Source organism: Mesorhizobium salmacidum (SeqCode), from assembly GCF_037179605.1.
GTDB classification, from domain to species: Bacteria; Pseudomonadota; Alphaproteobacteria; order Rhizobiales; family Rhizobiaceae; genus Mesorhizobium; species Mesorhizobium salmacidum.
In genome coordinates this window covers 94,898-111,098 of the sequence record NZ_JAPYKS010000010.1, presented here as the reverse complement: position 1 = coordinate 111,098, position 16,201 = coordinate 94,898, and the positions used below count along the sequence as shown (strand labels likewise).

19 protein-coding genes are annotated in these 16,201 nt (G+C 63.3%); 10 read left to right on the top strand and 9 right to left on the bottom strand.

Going from position 1 to position 16,201, the window contains the following annotated elements; genetic code table 11:
• Nucleotides 1-6: 6 nt before the first annotated feature.
• The 4 genes from purQ to purC all read right to left on the bottom strand — a co-directional run bounded on the left by purQ (nt 7) and on the right by purC (nt 2,025).
• Nucleotides 7-675, bottom strand: a complete 669-nt coding sequence (gene purQ / locus O7A60_RS15545) for a phosphoribosylformylglycinamidine synthase subunit PurQ (RefSeq protein WP_337107055.1) — start codon at nt 673-675, stop codon at nt 7-9.
• A gap of 77 nt (nt 676-752) precedes the next feature.
• On the bottom strand, nt 753-926 hold the full coding sequence (locus O7A60_RS15540) for a hypothetical protein (protein ID WP_337107054.1): 174 nt from the start codon (nt 924-926) through the stop codon (nt 753-755).
• Nucleotides 927-944: 18 nt separating this feature from the next.
• Nucleotides 945-1,187 carry a phosphoribosylformylglycinamidine synthase subunit PurS gene (gene purS / locus O7A60_RS15535; protein ID WP_013895864.1) on the bottom strand — a complete coding sequence of 81 codons (243 nt, stop codon included), beginning with the start codon at nt 1,185-1,187 and terminating at the stop codon, nt 945-947.
• Nucleotides 1,188-1,230: 43 nt separating this feature from the next.
• On the bottom strand, nt 1,231-2,025 hold the full coding sequence (gene purC, locus O7A60_RS15530) for a phosphoribosylaminoimidazolesuccinocarboxamide synthase (protein WP_013532127.1): 795 nt from the start codon (nt 2,023-2,025) through the stop codon (nt 1,231-1,233).
• 275 nt (nt 2,026-2,300) lie between these two features.
• On the opposite strand from purC, the gene O7A60_RS15525 reads away from it, so the two are divergent.
• Nucleotides 2,301-2,621 carry a DUF1476 domain-containing protein gene (locus O7A60_RS15525; protein ID WP_140506359.1) on the top strand — a complete coding sequence of 107 codons (321 nt, stop codon included), beginning with the start codon at nt 2,301-2,303 and terminating at the stop codon, nt 2,619-2,621.
• A gap of 110 nt (nt 2,622-2,731) precedes the next feature.
• Nucleotides 2,732-3,505: an HpcH/HpaI aldolase family protein gene (locus O7A60_RS15520; protein ID WP_337107053.1), complete on the top strand. Its 774-nt coding sequence runs from the start codon at nt 2,732-2,734 to the stop codon at nt 3,503-3,505.
• 20 nt (nt 3,506-3,525) lie between these two features.
• Here O7A60_RS15520 and O7A60_RS15515 read toward each other — a convergent pair whose 3' ends face one another.
• Both O7A60_RS15515 and O7A60_RS15510 read right to left on the bottom strand, forming a co-directional pair.
• Nucleotides 3,526-4,725, bottom strand: a complete 1,200-nt coding sequence (locus O7A60_RS15515) for an acyltransferase family protein (RefSeq protein ID WP_337107052.1) — start codon at nt 4,723-4,725, stop codon at nt 3,526-3,528.
• Nucleotides 4,726-4,850: 125 nt separating this feature from the next.
• Nucleotides 4,851-5,399: an RBBP9/YdeN family alpha/beta hydrolase gene (locus O7A60_RS15510; protein ID WP_027143685.1), complete on the bottom strand. Its 549-nt coding sequence runs from the start codon at nt 5,397-5,399 to the stop codon at nt 4,851-4,853.
• A gap of 244 nt (nt 5,400-5,643) precedes the next feature.
• On the opposite strand from O7A60_RS15510, the gene O7A60_RS15505 reads away from it, so the two are divergent.
• Nucleotides 5,644-6,456, top strand: coding sequence for a VOC family protein (locus O7A60_RS15505; protein ID WP_337107051.1), 813 nt, complete (start codon nt 5,644-5,646; stop codon nt 6,454-6,456).
• A gap of 181 nt (nt 6,457-6,637) precedes the next feature.
• On the opposite strand, the gene purB is transcribed toward O7A60_RS15505, so the two are convergent.
• A complete protein-coding gene (gene purB, locus O7A60_RS15500) occupies nt 6,638-7,945 on the bottom strand; it encodes an adenylosuccinate lyase (RefSeq protein WP_337107050.1) in 1,308 nt (435 codons plus the stop codon).
• Between the two features lie 277 nt (nt 7,946-8,222).
• On the opposite strand from purB, the gene O7A60_RS15495 reads away from it, so the two are divergent.
• Nucleotides 8,223-8,477, top strand: a complete 255-nt coding sequence (locus O7A60_RS15495; protein WP_337107049.1) for a DUF2171 domain-containing protein — start codon at nt 8,223-8,225, stop codon at nt 8,475-8,477.
• Nucleotides 8,478-8,486: 9 nt separating this feature from the next.
• On the opposite strand, the gene O7A60_RS15490 is transcribed toward O7A60_RS15495, so the two are convergent.
• Both O7A60_RS15490 and O7A60_RS15485 read right to left on the bottom strand, forming a co-directional pair.
• Nucleotides 8,487-9,512 carry a P1 family peptidase gene (locus O7A60_RS15490; RefSeq protein WP_337107048.1) on the bottom strand — a complete coding sequence of 342 codons (1,026 nt, stop codon included), beginning with the start codon at nt 9,510-9,512 and terminating at the stop codon, nt 8,487-8,489.
• Complete coding sequence (locus tag O7A60_RS15485; RefSeq protein ID WP_337107047.1) at nt 9,512-10,585, bottom strand: branched-chain amino acid ABC transporter substrate-binding protein; 1,074 nt, start codon at nt 10,583-10,585, stop codon at nt 9,512-9,514. Before O7A60_RS15485 ends, O7A60_RS15490 begins: the two co-directional genes overlap by 1 nt.
• 175 nt (nt 10,586-10,760) lie before the next feature.
• Between O7A60_RS15485 and O7A60_RS15480 the strand changes: the two genes are divergently transcribed.
• Genes O7A60_RS15480 through O7A60_RS15455 form a run of 6 tightly spaced genes read left to right on the top strand, consistent with a single transcriptional unit; the run spans nt 10,761 to nt 16,175 of the window.
• Nucleotides 10,761-11,288 (top strand): flavin reductase, encoded by a 528-nt coding sequence (locus tag O7A60_RS15480; RefSeq protein ID WP_337107046.1) that lies wholly within the window; start codon nt 10,761-10,763, stop codon nt 11,286-11,288.
• Complete coding sequence (locus O7A60_RS15475; protein WP_337107045.1) at nt 11,285-12,214, top strand: AAA family ATPase; 930 nt, start codon at nt 11,285-11,287, stop codon at nt 12,212-12,214. The genes O7A60_RS15480 and O7A60_RS15475 overlap by 4 nt, the downstream gene beginning before the upstream one ends.
• 4 nt (nt 12,215-12,218) lie before the next feature.
• A complete protein-coding gene (locus O7A60_RS15470) occupies nt 12,219-13,469 on the top strand; it encodes a vWA domain-containing protein (protein ID WP_337107044.1) in 1,251 nt (416 codons plus the stop codon).
• 49 nt (nt 13,470-13,518) lie between these two features.
• Entirely contained in the window at nt 13,519-13,857 is a 339-nt protein-coding gene (locus tag O7A60_RS15465; RefSeq protein ID WP_337107043.1) for an XdhC family protein, read from the top strand.
• A gap of 6 nt (nt 13,858-13,863) precedes the next feature.
• Entirely contained in the window at nt 13,864-14,568 is a 705-nt protein-coding gene (locus O7A60_RS15460; RefSeq protein ID WP_337107042.1) for an XdhC family protein, read from the top strand.
• Nucleotides 14,565-16,175, top strand: a complete 1,611-nt coding sequence (locus tag O7A60_RS15455) for a molybdopterin-binding/glycosyltransferase family 2 protein (RefSeq protein ID WP_337107041.1) — start codon at nt 14,565-14,567, stop codon at nt 16,173-16,175. Before O7A60_RS15460 ends, O7A60_RS15455 begins: the two co-directional genes overlap by 4 nt.
• Nucleotides 16,176-16,201: the final 26 nt, after the last annotated feature.

The window sequence follows — 16,201 nt, the reverse complement described above, 5'->3', positions numbered from 1 at the left end:
TAAACTTCAAGCGGCAATGCCCAGGGCACCTTCGAACAGCGCCCTTCCGTCATTGCCGCCATGCGCTGCCTCTATCAGGTTCTCGGGATGCGGCATCAGGCCAAGCACATTGCCTTGTTCATTGACGATGCCGGCGATGTCGTTGATCGAGCCGTTCGGATTGGTGCCCTCGGCATAGCGGAACACCACCTGGCCTTCGCCTTCGAGACGGGCAAGCGTGTCGGCGTCGGCAAAGTAATTGCCGTCATGATGCGCCACCGGCGAGCGGATGATCTGGCCCGGCTGGTAGCGGCGGGTGAACATGGTGTTGGCGTTGGCGATCTCGAGCTTGACCTGCCGGCAGACGAATTTCAGCGAGGTGTTGCGCATGAGCGCACCGGGCAGCAGTCCCGCCTCGACCAGGATCTGGAAACCGTTGCAGACGCCGATGACCATGACGCCCTTGGCGGCCTTTTCGGCGACCGCCCGCATCACCGGCATGCGCGCGGCGATGGCGCCGCAGCGCAGATAGTCGCCGAAGGAGAAGCCGCCGGGGATGGCGATCAAGTCGACATCGGGGATTTCTGTCTCGGTCTGCCAGACGGTTGCCGGCGCCTGTCCGGAAATCTTGGTCAGCGCCGCAATCATGTCGCGGTCGCGATTGAGGCCAGGCAGGAGGACGACAGCTGATTTCATTTTGGTTCGTAAGGCCTCTGAGCTTCGGCAAGTTCGCGCGGGTCGAGACGGCGTTCTATGCGTTCAAATCGATCATCCTAGCGGGCGAGAATGCCATAGATGTTATGAATGTCACTTTGCGTTGCCACCACATGACCCCGAATAACATTCAATTCCCCTTTCGTCTCGGAAACATCCTGACGAAGCTCACCAATTTCGTGATGCACGCGTTTCAGCAGCTCGAACATCAAGTCATTCGTGACTTCCGACATACTGCCTCCGACACAACCTCAGGTAAGCGTCACACTATAATTCTCGATCACCGTATTCGCCAGGAGCTTGTCGCACATGGCCTTGAGATCGGCTTCGGCCTTGGCCTTGTCGCTTTCCGCCAGTTCGACGTCGAACACCTTGCCTTGCCGCACCGCGCCGACGCCATCGAAGCCCAGCCCTGACAGTGCGTGTTCGATTGCCTTGCCTTGCGGGTCCAGAACGCCGTTCTTGAGGGTGACGGTAATGCGGGCCTTGATCACGCTGGACATGCTCCTGTTCTGAATGTTGGGGCGCAAGCCGCAATCAGTGCGGCTTGCCTTTGAGACCGTCGGTCGAGGCGACAAGCACCGGGCCGGTCGGACGCGGCGGCTCGTTCTCGTTCATGATGCCGAGGCGGCGGGCGACTTCCTGATAGGCCTCCACGAGGCCGCCCATGTCGCGGCGGAAACGGTCCTTGTCGAGCTTGTCCTGCGTTGCCACGTCCCACAGGCGGCAGGAGTCCGGCGAAATCTCGTCGGCCACGACGATGCGCATCATGTCGCCCTCGAACAGGCGGCCGCACTCGATCTTGAAGTCGACCAGCTGGATGCCGACGCCCATGAACAGGCCGGAGAGGAAATCGTTGACGCGGATGGCGAGCGCCATGACGTCGTCGATCTCCTGTGGGCTTGCCCAGCCGAACGCCGTGATGTGCTCTTCCGAAACCATCGGATCGTCGAGCGCGTCGGCCTTGTAGTAGAATTCGATGATCGAGCGCGGCAAAACGGTGCCTTCCTCGATGCCGAGGCGTTTGGACAGCGAACCGGCGGCGACATTGCGCACCACCACTTCGAGCGGGATGATCTCGACTTCCTTGATCAGCTGCTCGCGCATGTTGAGCCGGCGGATGAAGTGGGTCGGAATGCCCATGCGGTTCAAATGATTGAATATGTATTCGGAAATGCGGTTGTTGAGCACGCCCTTGCCGTCGATGACCTCGTGTTTCTTCTTGTTGAACGCGGTTGCGTCGTCCTTGAAGAACTGGATCAGCGTGCCTGGCTCGGGTCCCTCATAGAGGATCTTGGCCTTGCCTTCATAAATGCGGCGGCGATTTTTCATTTGAATTTTTCTCTGGATTTGCGGGCAGGCGGTAAGCGACCACTTCCTGTCCGTCCGCTGAATTAATGCGGCGACGGTGACGTTCAATGCCGGGTCTATCCCAATCACACCGTTTGCTCAATCGGCAAATCCTTCCAATCAACCGCTTTCGGGACTGAAATGCCGCAGCGCAGCATATGACGAAGCATATTGACCGGCCCGCAACCTTTTGGTTTGTGCTTCGGCAACACACATATTCACCTGCCAACGAATCGGATTTGACCCGGAGGGACGCCATGAGCAGCATGAAAGACCGCGAAGAGGGCTTCGAGCGCAAATTTGCATTCGACGAGGAGCTTCGGTTCAAGGCTTCGGCGCGGCGCAACAAGGCGCTTGGTCTGTGGGCCGCCGAAAAGCTCGGAAAATCCGGAGCTGACGCCGACGCCTACGCCAAGGAAGTCGTTGTTTCCGACATCGAGGAAGCCGGCGACCATGACGTGTTCCGCAAGATCCGCAAGGATTTCGACGCAGCGGGCGTCGAGCAGTCCGATCACCAGATCCGCCGTACCATGGATGAACTGATGGCGCAGGCGATCGAGCAGATCAGGAACACCTGATCCGGCCTCTTACTGGACCAATCGACCGCCCGGCCGATCCGGGCGGTTTTTCTTTGCCTTTGCGGCGGTTTCCGGCTGAAACTGCCGACGCTAACAAGGAAAGAGATTAGATGTCCCTGAAGTCCCGTCTCGCCGCCGATGAAACGCTGGTCACCGCCTGGTCGGGCGTGCCGGACGCCCTGACCGTGGAGATCCTCGCCAGGCAGGACTTCGATGCTGTCACACTCGACATGCAGCATGGCGGCCATCACGAGGACAGCGTCCTGCGCGGCCTGGCACCGGTGCTGGCCCTGGGCAAGCCGGCGCTGGTGCGCATACCCGTTGGCCGTTTCGACATGGCCAGCCGTGCCCTCGATTTCGGCGCCGACGCGGTCATTGCGCCGATGGTCAACTCGGTGGCCGATGCAAAGCTGTTCGCCGCGGCCATGAAATATCCCCCGCTCGGCGAACGCTCGTGGGGGCCGACCTATGCCTTCCCCCGCCATGGCAAGGGCGACTATGCCGAATGGCTGCGCGATACCAATCAGCGCACCATGGCTTTTGCGATGGTCGAGACTCGCGCCGCGCTCGATGCGCTCGACGGCATCCTCGACACGCCGGGCATCGACGGCATTTTCCTCGGACCATCCGATTTCTCGATCGCCTGGACCAACGGCGCCGCCGTCAATTCCACGCTGGAAAGCATGATGGAGACAGTGGCCTCGGTTGCCGAGCGCACCCGCAAAGCCGGCAAGCATGCGGCGATCTACGTCGTCGAACCGGCGATCGCCGGCCGCGTCGTATCGATGGGCTACCGCCTGCTCGCCACCGGATCCGAACACGCGCTGATTTCGCTGGGAGCCAGGACGCTGCTGAAAGGCATCAAGGATTCGATCGGGGCCTGAGCAGGCCTCCTCCAGATTCGCTAGCCTGTCGCCGGGGCGCTCTGCGATGAGATATGCGCGGTTTCAGCCGCCGCTACCGTGTCGATGCGCCTGAATCTGTCGAACAGGACGCGAAGCGCTGCGATCCACCAATTGTTGAAGGCCATTAGCGGCAATGCCGTGAGGACCGAGCCCAGCATGGCCGCTGCCGCGCCGAAGGCAGCGGAGCCGCTGGTCAAAAAAACCCAGGACCCCAACGAGCAGATGACCGGCACATGCACGAGATAAAGCGGGAATGACAGGTCGCCGAAGAAGCGCGCGGCTTTGCCCGTCAGCCATGATGGCGGGCTCTGCGAGGCCACCACGGCATAGATGAGCATGACGCTGCCCAATATGGCGGTATAGGCCCGCCTGGCGTTTTCGGGGAGACCGCCGCCCTCCAGCACGGCAAAGGGCCGGTAGATGCCGACCGCATTCCCGGCATAGCCCAGCAAAGCCAGTGACACAGCTACGAGAGCCAGTCTTGTCCAAGCGTTCGGACGAAATTTCGAGGCGAGCAGAAGATGCAGCGAAAGTCCGACGGGGAAGGCGACCAGAACGAAATTGACCGACCATGCCAAGAACACGCCGATGGCAAGCACGCACCAGGAAAGCGAAGGTATGCGGTCGTGCACGAAGAAGATGGCCGGCGCGAGGGCAAAGACCATCAGGCTGCCCCAGAACTCGAACCACATGGTCCACAGGCTCGTGTCGTAATAGCTGTCCCCGAAAATGAACGTCCGCCATGCCCCTTGCGCGAAGGCGTCCGAAAAGTTCGCGGTCTCTGGCGTCAGCTGCTTTGCGGCATAGGCGAAATTGGCGAGCCAGGGTGATCCCGTCTGGACGCCCGTATCCCGGAAGAAATACAGCTCCTGCCTGAAGATGAGGCAGGACAGCAGCACCGTGACAAGCACGGGCCCCGCAAGCCGCGGCAGACGCTTGGCCGCGGCCAGCAGGAGATCCCCGATCTTGCGGCTCGCGAAATAACGTTTCAGCAGTACGAAGGAAGACAGCACGAAGAACAGATACACGGCGGACTGGCCATTCAGCGCGACGAAGACGAAGCTCGTCTGCAGCGAGTTGGCTGGGCCATTCGCAAAAATACCGCTCGCCGAAGGCGCAAAACCGAGCAGTGTGTGCCAGAACATCACGACGATTGACGCAATGCCCCGCAAGAATTCCAGCGAATCGTCCTTACGCAAATCCCAGCCTCTTACTTCGCAGCCGCCTTGGCTTATCCGACCGGCCGTTTGCCGTAAAGCTGCCCGGCGGCCATCGTCTTGCCAGGCATATAAGCTCCAAAAGCGGGGCATGGACGGCCGAGCGACTAGAGATCCGTCAGAAATTTGGCAAAAGTCATCGAGCCTTCTGGCCATGGGCCGAAGCCTGAATCCTCGCTGAGATGACCGGTCTCGCCGGCGTCGATGAACAGCGAGCCCCAGGCGCCGGCGATGTCCTCGGCGACATCGAAGGGACAAAAGGGATCGTTCCGGCTGGCGATCAAGATGGATGGAAACGGCAGCGGCTCGCGCGGATAGGGGCCGAAGGTCATCAGATGCCTTGGTTTGATCTTGGGATTGGCGACGTCGGGCGGTGCCACGAAGAAGGCGCCGGCGACCGGCTTCCGGAATTGCGGAATGGCCTGTACGGCCGCGGCCACTCCCAGTGAGTGAGCGACGAGAACGACAGGTCTCTGCGCTTCGTTGACCGCTTTGGCCACGCTCGCCGTCCAGTCCTCGCGCACCGGCTTCGACCACTCCGCCTGTTCCACGCGCCGCGCCGTCGACAGCTTCGATTGCCAGCGGGTCTGCCAATGCTCGGGGCCGGAATTGGTGTATCCGGGAATGATCAGAATATCTGCGTCCTTGACCTTCATGGCGCTGAGATAGCGAGCGCGATTGTCCGATGCAACCGTTGATGGATGCGCTCACGCTCGCAATGGTGAACACCATGTTCGCTTTTCGCGGTCTTGTGTGAACGATGGCGATCGACGATCTCTGTCGGGAACGAAACAGCCGTGGAGGGACCGGGATTTGGCGCTGACACGACGTACAATGATCGGCGGCGCTGGGCTCTTGGCTTTGGGAACTTCGCGAAGCGTTGCCGCAACGGAGACAATGATGAGCGAACTGCCATTTGCCGCCACCACGCCGGTGAGCGTCGCCCGGGTCGGGCTGAAGGCGCGTGATGCCGAAAGCCTCGCGGCCTATTATCGCCGGGTTGTGGGCCTGCAGGAACTGAGCCGTGCCGATGGCGCGATCACCCTGGGCGCAGCCGACCGTCCGCTGCTGGTCCTTGAGCCGGACGCGGCCGCCAAGCCGGACGATCCGCGCAGCGCCGGCCTCTTCCATACGGCATTCCTCTTGCCCAGCCGCGCCGATCTCGGTCGCTGGATCAACCACGCCATCGCAGACAAGATCGCCATCGAGGGCGCTTCGGACCATCTGGTCAGCGAAGCGCTGTACCTGACCGATCCCGAGGGCAACGGCATCGAGATCTATGCCGACCGCCGACCGCAGGACTGGAAATGGAACGGCGACAGGATCGCCATGGCGACCGAGCGGATGAACATTCCTTCTGTTGTTGCCGAAGTGCCGGCCGGCGATGCGGGCTGGCAGGGCGCGCCGGAAAACAGCATTGTCGGCCATGTCCACCTGCGCGTCGGCAGGCCGGAAGAGGCGGAAGCCTGGTGGAACCGGGAATTCGGGTTCGACACGGTGGCCAAATATGGTGGCCAGGCGGTGTTCCTGTCTTCAGGCCACTACCACCACCACATCGGCGCCAATGCCTGGCAGAGCGCCGGCGCCGGCCGCCGCGACCCGGCCCGTTCGGGCCTCGCCTGGGTCGAGATGCGTTCGGATAATGTGAGCAGCGAAACGACCCGTGAGGACCCCTGGGGCACGGTGATCAGGACTGTTCCCGGCAAGGCTTGATTGGCGAAAGCGTCGGCGCGAGCGTCTTTCTCCCTTCTATACGGGGAGAAATGCCCGCCAGGGCAATGAGGGGCAGCGCCAGAGTGTTGAGAATGTCGAAGCCGACGAGGGTTCATCGCCGAAGTCGGTGCCGCCCCGCCTGCCGGCACCTTCTCCCGGTATGGGGAGAAAGAAGCTGTACTCACGCCTCTCCGAACACCCGCTTGAAAATCGTGTCGACGTGCTTGGTGTGGTAGCCCAGGTCGAATTTCTCGCGGATTTGCGCCTCCGGCAGCGCTGCGGTCACTTCCTTGTCGGCCAGAAGTTCCTCAAGGAAATCGGCGCCTTGTTCCCATACTTTCATGGCGTTGCGCTGCACCAGCCGGTAGGAGTCCTCGCGCGAGAGGCCAGCCTGCGTCAGCGCCAGCATCACGCGCTGGGAATGCACCAGGCCGCGGAACTTGTTCATGTTGTTCAGCATGTTCTCGGGATAGACGACAAGCTTGTCGACGACGCTGGTCAGGCGTGACAGCGCGAAATCGAGCGTCACCGTGGCGTCCGGGCCGATCATGCGCTCGACCGAGGAGTGCGAGATGTCGCGTTCGTGCCAGAGCGCCACGTTCTCCATCGCCGGCAACGCCATGGAGCGCACCATGCGGGCAAGGCCGGTCAGGTTTTCGGTCAGCACCGGATTGCGCTTGTGCGGCATCGCCGACGAGCCTTTCTGGCCCGGCGAAAAATACTCTTCCGCTTCCAGCACTTCGGTGCGTTGCAGATGCCGCACCTCGATCGCCAGCCGCTCGATCGAGGAGGCGATGACGCCGAGCGTGGCGAAGAACATGGCGTGGCGGTCGCGCGGGATCACTTGCGTCGACACCGGCTCCGGCTTCAGCCCGAGCTTTTGGGCCACATGTTCCTCGACATAGGGCTCGATGTTGGCGAAGGTGCCGACCGCCCCTGAAATCGCACAGGTGGCAATGTCTCCGCGCGCGTGCACCAGCCGCTCGCGGCAGCGCGAGAATTCGGCGTAGGCCTGCGCCAGCTTGATGCCGAAGGTGGTCGGCTCGGCATGGATGCCGTGGCTGCGGCCGATGGTGACGGTGTCCTTGTGCTCGAAGGCGCGACGCTTGAGCGCGGCAAGCAACGTATCGATGTCGGCCAGCAGGATGTCGCTGGCACGGGTGAGTTGCACCGCAAAGCAGGTGTCGAGCACGTCCGAGGACGTCATGCCCTGATGGATGAAGCGCGCGTCTGGCCCGACGAATTCGGCAAGATGGGTGAGGAAGGCGATGACATCATGCTTGGTGATGCGCTCGATGGCGTCGATCTTCTCGACGTCGAATTCCGCCGCGCTTCCCTTTTCCCAGATGGTTTTGGCCGCTTCCTTGGGGATGACGCCCAGTTCGGCCAGCGCCTCGCAGGCATGGGCCTCGATTTCGAACCAGATGCGAAACCGGGTTTCGGGCGACCAGATGGCGACCATTTCCGGCCGGGAGTAGCGAGGGATCATATGGATCGATTTCCAGCTTCGCGTTGCGTTGGTCGCGTCCTAACAGAGGCGGGCAAAATGCTCAACGTTGCTGCCGCGCAAACCAAAGGCCGGTCAAGCGGAAATAGAGCCGGATTCCACAGGCGAGTGAAGGCGGGCGCATGGACCTGAGAGGAGATTGGACGCGGTTGATTGCCCAATCAAAACGTCGTGCGGGCCAAAGCCGATGCATCCAATCCGCTCGTCATTGGTTATTGTCGGCAATCCCAATGGCAACCACCCCAATGGAGAACCTGACATGACCGACACCAGCAAAATTCGTGAGCACATGGAAGTCGTCGGCGCCGATGGCGTGCATATCGGCACCGTCGACAAGGTCGATGGCCAGCGCATCAAGCTGACCAGGGCCGACAGCGGCGAAGGCGCTCACAAGGGCCATCACCATTATATTTCCCTGGCCTTGGTTGCCGAGGTCGATGGCAAGAAGGTGTGGTTGTCCGCGAATTCGGATGTCGCGGTGACGTTCGAGGAAGAAAAATCCGATCCGGTTTGATCGAAGGCTTTAGCCCAGGCGTGACGACCAGACGGGAAACAGATCGTTGCCCGCTGGCGTCGCGGCAAACACACCACGGCTGATGGCGCGCGCCATGGTGGCGCCGGCCGCGGCATAGAGGTCGACCGCGGCGTCGGCGGTCAGTTCGACCCCGCTCCTGCCGGTGGCCAGCGCGAATACCAGGTCGCCGTCGGCCGGCGTATGCGTCGGCCAGATGGCGCGCACGAAGCCGTCATGCGCCGAAATCGCCAGCCGTTTCGCGGCGGCCTTGGTGAGGACCGCGTCCGTAGCAATGACCGCGATGGTCGTATTGCCGCCGGCTTTCATCTGCCGCCCGTGATCCTTGTCGCGGTATTTCAGCAAAATCCGCTTTGCGTCGTCGGGCATGGGCGAGGGATAACCGAGCCCGCCGAATTCATCGCCGATTTCGAAGGGCGCCGCCCAGAAATGGCGGGTGCGGCCAACGGTGACCGACCCGGTCGGGTTGACGGCGGCCAGCGCGCCGATGGTGATGCCACTGTCCAGCAACGTCGAGGCGGAACCCAGGCCACCCTTCAGCCCCCACGTCAGTGCCCCGGTACCGGCCCCGGCCGTGCCAAGTTGGAAATCGACGGCGGCTGCCTGTACCGACTCGTAGCCGAGGTCGCGATAGGGCGGATAGCGGCCCCAGTCCTTGTCGCCGCCATTGCGCAGGTCGAACAGGATCGCCGCCGGCACGATCGGCACCCGGAAGCCGCCCACCTCGAAGCCGATGCCGCGTTCGCGTAGCGCGGCCTGCACGCCCGATGCAGCATCGAGGCCGAAAGCCGAACCGCCCGACAGCACAACGGCATGGATTGTCTCCACGGAATTGTGCGGTTCCAGCAGATCCGTCTCGCGGGTCCCAGGCGCGCCGCCAAGGATTTGCACACCCGCCACCGCCGGCTCGTCGCAAAGGACGGTCGTCACGCCGGACTTAAGCCTGGCATCGGAAACATTGCCGACGCGCAGGCCGGCAACGTCTGATATGAGATTGCGCGGACCGGTGCGGAACATCAGTTGTTTTCCAAGGGCACGAAGCGGGTGCCGTCGAAGCGGAAGACACGGTAGGGGCTCTGGTTGAGGTCGCCCTTGGCGTCGAAGCGGACTGGCCCGATCGCCGTGGTGAAATCATGCCCGGTGAGCGCATCGGTCAGTGGTTTGCCGGAGCCAGCAGCGTCCGCCGTCGCCGCCTTGGCGATCTCGACCGCCGCATAGGCCGGCAAGGTGTAGCCATCCGGCACGATCTCTTGCGCGGAGAAGCTCTCCAGCACTTTAGGGTCCGCGACATCGGCCCATTCCGGCGGCGCGATCATCAGCGTGCCCGTTGCATAAGGCACGTCGCCGGGCGGCGTGCGCAGGTTTTCGCCGCCGGCGAGGACGATGCCCGTCTGGAGCTGGGCGGCATCGCGCCCCATGATGGCGATGTCGTCGCCGTCGCCGCCGGCAAAAACATGCGTGGCGCCGGCCTTTTTCAGCCGCCCCACCAGGCCGATCTGGTTGTCGAGCTGCGGCCGGAACGTGTCGACGAAGACCGGTTTCAGCGCTGCCTGCTCGGCCGCCGCGCGAAACGTCTCGGCGATCTCGCGGCCATAGATGGTGCCGTCATCGATGATGGCGAACAGTTCGTCACGCCACAGCCGGGTGAGGTTAGAGGCGACAGCGTTGCGCTCATCGTCGCCGCGTGGTCCCAAGCGATATACCGGCCAGCCGGTCTTGGCGCGGCGGTCGGTCAGGCTTTCGGTTCGCACGCCGATGGTGATGACCGGGATGTTGGCGTCCTTCAGGACAGGCATCGCCGCTTCGATAGCCTCCGTGCAGAGGAAGCCGATCACGACATTGACCTTGGCTGCCACGAACTCGCTGGCCGCCGCGGCGCCGCCGTTGCCGGTGCAGGCGTCATCCACGGTCTTGAACTGGATGCCGTTCGCCTCTGCCGCCAGCCGGGCGCCGGCCTCGATCTGCTTGCCGAGGATGGCCGATGGTCCCGACAAGGGCGCGGCGACGCCGATCGTGAGCGTCTGGGCGCCGGCGGCACCGGTCAGCAACAGCCAGGCCAGTGCGATGGATATCGTTCCCCCGGATCGCATCCTGCCGAACCGTCCCTCCAAGCCCGCGCGCGCGGGCGCCAATTCCCGCCAAGACCTAAAGGCTGTCCGGCCTTGGTGCAACACGCGAATTCCGGATATGGGCCAAGCACTTCGCTTGTGGCATGTGATGTCTGGCCATATATAACAGTTCAGGTTTTGGCTGTGGAAATCTCCAGTGCTGAAGATAAACGATATTGGACCGCAGGCCTATCGCGACGCGATGAGCCATTTTGCCGGTCACGTTCATGTGGTGACCACCGACGGACCCGCCGGCAAGCGTGGCGCGACGGTGATCGCGGCTTGTTCCGTGTCGGACACGCCGCCGACCATCCTGGTCTGCCTCAACCGTGAAAACCCCAAAAACGAGCCGTTCGTGAAGAACGGCAGGTTTGCCTTGAACACGCTGGCTTCGCACCAGGAGCCGCTGTCGATTGGATTCTCCGGTATGACTGGGTTGCCGGTCGAAGAGCGTTTCGCGCTTGGCGAGTGGGACGTGATTTCCACCGGCGCGCCGACGCTGAAGGGCGCGCTCGCCGTTTTCGATTGCGAGTTGATCGACACCAAGGACCTGGCCACACATCGTGTGCTTTTTGGCAAGGTGACAGGCCTTCGCATGGGCGATAATTTGCGGCCGCTGATCTACCACGCGCGCGGCTACCACGTCCTGGAAAGTGGGGCGGTCGCACCCACGGCGAAAGAATGAGCGACTTGAAACCGCGCCCCGTGCCGCGGACGATCGATGAGACGCTCGATCTCCTGACCGGCGCGGACTATGTCGCGGACCGGTCGCTGGCAACGGTACTTTTCCTGTCGCTGCGCATGAAACGGCCGCTTTTCCTCGAGGGGGAGGCCGGCGTCGGCAAGACCGAGATCGCCAAGGTGTTGGCCGAGGCGCTTGGTCGCCGGCTGATCCGCCTGCAGTGCTATGAGGGGCTCGATGTCTCCTCGGCCGTCTATGAGTGGAACTACGCCGCGCAGATGATCGAGATCCGCATGGAGGAGGCTGCCGGCAAGGTCGAGCGCTCCGCCATGGAGCGCAACGTCTTCTCGGAAAAATACCTGATCCGCCGGCCGGTGCTCGATGCGCTGACCGGCAAGACGGGCGCCGCCCCGGTCTTCCTGATCGACGAGCTCGACCGCGCCGACGAAGCGTTCGAGGCCTTCCTGCTCGAGATCCTCTCCGACTTCCAGGTGACGGTGCCTGAGCTGGGCACGATCAAAGCGGAAGAGCCGCCGATCGTCATCATCACCACCAATCGCACGCGCGAGATCCACGACGCTCTGAAGCGGCGCTGCCTCTATCACTGGGTCGACTATCCCAATGCGGAACGCGAGCTGGAGATCGTGCGCCGCAAGGTGCCTCGGGCCAACCAGCGGCTTTCGGCCGAAGTGGTCTCCTTCATCCAGAAGCTGCGCCAGCTCGAGCTGTTCAAGGTACCTGGCGTCGCCGAAACCATAGACTGGGCCGGTGCACTGACCGAACTCGACAAGGTGGCGCTCGATCCGGAGACCGTGTCCGACACGATCGGCGTGCTGCTGAAATACCAGGACGACATTGCCCGCATCGGTGCGGGTGAGGGCCGGCGCATCCTCGACGAGGTCAAGGCCGAGCTCGCGGCGGCGGAGTAGGGGAATGAAGGCTTCGCGTCCCGACCCCAGAGAGGCGACCGAAGACGGGCGGATCGCCGACAATATCGTCTATTTCGCCCGCACCTTGCGCAAGGCCGGCATGCGGGTCGGGCCGGCCTCGGTCAAGGACGCGATCGAGGCGGTGCTCGTCGCCGGCATCGGCTCGCGCGATGATTTTTACTGGACGCTGCACGCCGTGCTGGTCTCGCGCCATGAGGATCATGCCACCTTCGACGAAGCCTTCAGGCTGTTCTGGAAATCGCGCGAACTGATCGAGAAGCTGCTGGCGATGTTTTCGCCGGTGGCGCCTGACGTCAGGCAGAAGCAGAAGCCGCGCGCGGCCGAAAACCGCGTCAGCCAGGCGATGTTCGAGGGCCACCAGAAAAAGCAACCACCACAGGAAGTCCCTGAGATCGAAGTCGACGCCCGCTTCACCTTTTCCGGCAACGAGGTGTTGCGGGGCAAGGATTTCGCGCAGATGAATGCCGCCGAGATGGCGGACGCCAGGAAGGCTATCGCCGAGCTGCGATTGCCTTTCGACATGGTGCGGACCAGGCGCTTCAAGGCCGATGCGCACGGCCGCCGCATCGATCCACGCGCCATGATGCGCTCGGCGGCGCGCACCGGCGGTGAATTGATCCTGCCGAAATTCCGCTCGGTCCGCGAAACCCACCCGCCGCTGGTGGTACTGGCCGATATTTCCGGGTCGATGAGCCAGTACACGCGCATCTTCCTGCATTTCCTGCATGCGCTGACGGAAAAGCGCCGGCGCGTGCACACTTTCGTCTTTGGCACGCGGCTGACCAATTTGACTCGGCAGATGCGCCACCGCGATCCCGATGCCGCCCTTGCCGATTGCTCGGCGGCGGTCAAGGACTGGTCGGGCGGCACGCGCATCGGCGATACGCTGGCCGAGTTCAACCTTGTATGGTCGCGGCGCGTGCTGGGACAGGGCGCGGTGGTGCTTTTGATCACCGACGGGCTGGAGCGCGACGACGTCATGGGCTTGTCGGAAGAGATGGAGCGGCTGCACAAATCCTGCCGGCGGCTGATATGGCTGAATCCGTTGTTGCGCTTCGATGGTTTTCAGGCGCGCGCCCGAGGCGTCAAGGCGATGCTGCCGCATGTCGACGAATTCCGCTCGGTGCACAATCTCGAAGCGCTCGCCGATCTCTGCGCCTCGCTCGACAAGAAATCGGCGCTTTCGGTCGATCCGCGGCGGTGGATGGGTGCTGGCGCGAGGCACGCCGCATAGCCATATGTTTCCTGGTTCCCTGGAAAAACAGACCCTGAGAGAAGCAACGATGAGCGACAGCATTTATCTCGATGAGGCCCGCGACCCGCTGATCATCGCGGAAACCTGGATGAAGGACGGCAAGGATGTGGCAATCGCGACCGTGGTCGAGACCTGGGGTTCGGCGCCACGCCCGGTCGGCAGCCACCTTGTCATCGATGCCGGTGGCAATTTCCATGGGTCCGTTTCGGGTGGGTGCGTCGAGGGCGCCGTCGTGACCGAGGCGGTCGACGTCATCGGCTCCGGCAAAGCCAAGATGCTGGAGTTCGGTGTCGCCGATGAGACGGCGTGGCAGGTGGGCCTGTCCTGTGGCGGCCGTATCAAGGTTTATGTTGAGCGATTGGGCTGACCTCGGATGGATCCCTACGCGCTGAAGACGCTCAATGCCGAACGACGCGCCCGCCGCGCGGCGATCCTCGTCACCGATCTCGGTGATGGTCGCGATCGTATCGTGCGGGAGGGCGATCAGGTCGCTGGCGATCTCGGAGCGGCGATCGCCAAGGCGTTTCGATCCGGCAATTCCGGCTCCGTCGAGGCGGAAGGTCGGACATTTTTTCTCAATGCGCATCTGCCGCAGCCGCGCATGGTGGTGATCGGCGCCGTCCATATCAGCCAGGCGCTCGCGCCGATGGCCCGGATCGCTGGCTATCCCCTGGAGATCATCGATCCGCGCACCGCCTTCGCCACATCGGACCGGTTTCCCGACGTCGCCTTGCATGCCGACTGGCCGCAGGATGTGCTGGAGCGCCAGCCGCTCGACAGTTACACCGCGCTCGCCGCTGTCACCCATGACCCGAAGATCGATGATTTCGCGCTGAAGGCGGCACTCGACGCCAACTGCTTCTATGTCGGGGCCCTCGGCAGCCGCAAGACGCATGCCAAGCGCGTCGAGCGCCTGCTGGCGTTGGGCGCGAGTGCCGACCAGATCGCGCGTATCCACGCGCCGATCGGGCTGGATATCGGGGCGGCAACCCCCGCCGAGATTGCCGTCGCCATTCTCGCGCAGACCATCCTTGCCTTCCGCTCGCGCGGTCTCGATGTGAAGGGCGCGGCGGCGTGAAATTTGGTCCGATACCGATCGAGGCCGCCGAGGGGGCGGTGCTGGCGCATGCCACCACCGCCGGCGAAAAACGGTTTCGCAAGGCGCACAGGCTGAGCGCCGAAGATGTCTCCATACTCAAAGGGGCGGGTATCCTGCAGGTTGTCGCGGCCGTGCTGGCTCCTGACGATCTCGGCGAGGACGCCGCGGCTCAAAGAATTGCGCAGAGCATGACCTTTGGCGGCATCGAGGCGAAGCCCGCCGCCACCGGTCGGGTCAATCTCCACGCCAAGGCGGCTGGTATCTTCACGGTCAACGCCGCTGTCATCGACGCCATCAATGCCGTCGATCCGGCCATCACCATCGCCACGCTGGCCCGGCACGCGCCGGTCGAAAAGGGCCAGATGGTCGCGACGGTGAAGATCATTCCCTTCGCGGTCTCTTCCGCGTTGGTCGACGCCGTGGTGAAAATCTGCGCCGGCGTCGAAATTTTTGCCGTCAACGCCTATCAGCCGGTGCGTGTCGGTGTCATTCAGACGGTGCTGCCAGGCACCAAACCAACTGTGCTCGACAAGACGTTGCGCGTCACCGAAGCCCGGCTGGCGCGCTCGGGCGGCAGGTTGACGGCGGAGCGCCGGACGCCGCATGAGATCGGCCCTGTCGCCGAGGCCGCCATCGCGCTTGCGCGCGACAACGACATGGTAGTGATCTTCGGGGCTTCAGCCATGAGCGATTTCGCCGACGTCGTTCCGGCGGCGATCGAGAGGGCGGGCGGTACCGTCATCCGCGCGGGCATGCCTGTCGATCCCGGCAATCTGCTGGTGCTCGGCACACTCGGCGGCAAGCGCGTCATCGGCGCGCCTGGCTGCGCCCGCAGCCCCAAGGAAAACGGCTTCGACTGGGTGCTCGACCGGTTGATTGCAGGCCTCGATGTCACCGCGCGCGACATCGCCGGCATGGGTGTCGGCGGCCTGCTGATGGAGATACCGACGCGGCCGCAGCCGCGCGAGCCGCTGCCGGCCAAAAACCGGCTCAAGGTCGGGATCGTGCTTCTGGCGGCGGGCCGGTCGAGCCGCATGGGCGGACCGAACAAGCTGATGGCGCTGTTCGACGGTCAACCGCTGGTGCGCCGCACCACCGAACGCGCGCTCGCCTCGAAGGCTTCAGGCACGATTGTCGTCACCGGCCATCAGCGCGAGCGGGTCCGCGCGGCATTGTCGGGCCTCGACGTCACCTTCGCCGACAATCCCGATTTTGCCGATGGCCTGTCGACCTCGCTGAAGGCCGGTACTGCCTATCTCCCCGAGGACATCGCTGGTGCGATGATCGTTCTGGGAGACATGCCGGGTGTCGCATCCGACGACCTTGACAGGCTGATCGATGCCTTCCGCCGGGCCGGCGGCAACTCAGTGGTCCGCGCCTCGCATGAAGGCAAACGCGGCAATCCGGTGCTCCTGCCGCGTTCGCTGTTCGCGGCCCTCGCCCATCTCGAAGGCGACACCGGCGCACGCCATCTGGTCGAGGCCGAGGGGCTCGATGTCATCGATGTCGAGATCGGCGAGGGCGCATCCGTCGACGTCGACACCCGAGAGGCGCTGGAAAGCGCAGGCGGCGTGCTGCAGGATTGACAAACCCGGCCTGTATTCCGCATGCC